This is a genomic window from Kitasatospora sp. NPDC007106 (genome assembly GCF_040634455.1).
Taxonomy (GTDB): domain Bacteria; phylum Actinomycetota; class Actinomycetes; order Streptomycetales; family Streptomycetaceae; genus Kitasatospora; species Kitasatospora arboriphila.
This window is the reverse complement of record NZ_JBEYFP010001173.1, coordinates 1-1,525: the sequence shown is the minus strand read 5'-3', so window position 1 is coordinate 1,525 and position 1,525 is coordinate 1. Positions and strand designations below refer to the sequence as shown.

Below are 1,525 nucleotides of genomic sequence, written 5' to 3'. Positions count from 1 at the left end.
GGTCTGCCTGGCGCTCGGGCTCGCCGACACGGTCGTCACGCCCGGTGCCGGCGGCGCCGGCCGGTTCGCCGGCGGCCACACCGCCAACCGCAGGCCCGCCGCGCCGTGGCACCTCGCCGACCTGGCCGGCGCCGGCGGCCTGCGCTCCACCGGCAACGACCTCGCCGCCTTCCTGCGCGCCCAGCTCGGCGGGGCGCCCACCGACACCGCCGAGGCGATCGTCCTCACCCGGCAGGTGGAGCACCGCACCGGCCCGTTCTCCTGGACGCACCTCGGCTGGTCGGCGCACCGCTCGCACCCGCAGCAGGGCGGCCACCTGCAGATCTGGCACAACGGCCGCACCGGGGGCTTCGCCTCGTACGCCGGCTTCGACCCGGAGACCGGCACGGCCGTCGCCGTCCTCGGCAACACCGGCCGGTCCGTGGACGCCGCCGGCGCGGGCCTGCTGCGCACCCTGCAGGAGGCTGCCGCCGGCCGGGCGCGCGACGGTCAGTAGGTGTCGGTCCTGACGGAGTGCCAGGCGCCGCCCTGCACCGTGTGGACGGTGAGCTGCCGGTTGGTGGTGTCGCCGTATTCGTCGAAGGAGACCGCCCCGGTCCTGCCGTCGAAGGAGACGCCCGCCATCGCCTCCGCCACCTTGGCCCGGGCGTCGGACGGCAGCGTGCCGCCGTTCGCGGCCACCGCGGACTTGACCGCCTCGATGACGGCCCAGGCCGCGTCGTACGCGTAGGCGCCGTACTGGCCGGCGTCCTCCGGGTAGCTTGCGGCCCGGTAGTCGTCGAGGAAGGCCGTCCCGCCGTTGAGCGCGTCGGTGGGCGCGCCCACCGAGGTGGCCAGGTCGCCCTCGGCCCGGCCGTTCAGCCGGGTGTACTCGGTGTCGAAGATGCCGTCGCCGCCCATCAGCGGCACCGTCGCGCCGCCCTCCTTGAGCTGCCGGGAGAGCGGCGCCGCGTCCGGGTACTCCCCGCCGTAGTAGACCGCCTCGGCGCCGCTGGCGCGGACCTTCGCCGCCAGGGCGGCGTGGTCGGTGCTGCCCGGTTCCACGTGCTCCGAACCGACGACCGTGCCCCCGAGGGCGGCGACCTCGGCGGTGAACCCGTCGGCGAGCCCGGCGCCGTAGGTCTTCCGGTCGTCGATCACGAAGAACTTCGTCTTCTTCGCGACCTTGACGAGGTACCGGGCGGCGAACGGGCCCTGCAGGGCGTCCGTGGTGGTGGTGCGGTAGTACACGGGGTACGGGCGCGACTTGACGCCCTTCTGCCAGTCGCTGCCCAGGGTGAGCACCGGGTTGGTGTTGGCCGGCGAGACGTCCACCAGCCCGGCCGATGCGAACGAGGGCAGCATCGACTGGGCGACGCTGGAGTTCAGCGGACCGACCACGCCGAGCACCCGGTCGTCGGCGACGAGCGCATCGGCGTTCTGCCGGCCGGTCTGCGGCTGGGCCTGGTCGTCCAGCGCCTTCAGCTCGAAGGTGACACCCGGGACGTACGTCCGCCGGTTGGCCGTCCGCACGGCGAGGTCGGCC

General features: G+C 74.8%; 2 protein-coding genes. One reads left to right on the top strand and one right to left on the bottom strand.

The features are described from left to right. Nucleotides 1–496, top strand: a 496-nt coding sequence (locus ABZ641_RS36865) for a serine hydrolase domain-containing protein (RefSeq protein WP_359988923.1), incomplete at its 5' end; no start/stop codon positions are given. Here ABZ641_RS36865 and ABZ641_RS36860 read toward each other — a convergent pair. Beyond that, on the bottom strand, nt 490–1,525 hold a 1,036-nt coding region (locus tag ABZ641_RS36860), incomplete at its 5' end, for a branched-chain amino acid ABC transporter substrate-binding protein (protein WP_359988921.1). The genes ABZ641_RS36865 and ABZ641_RS36860 overlap by 7 nt on opposite strands.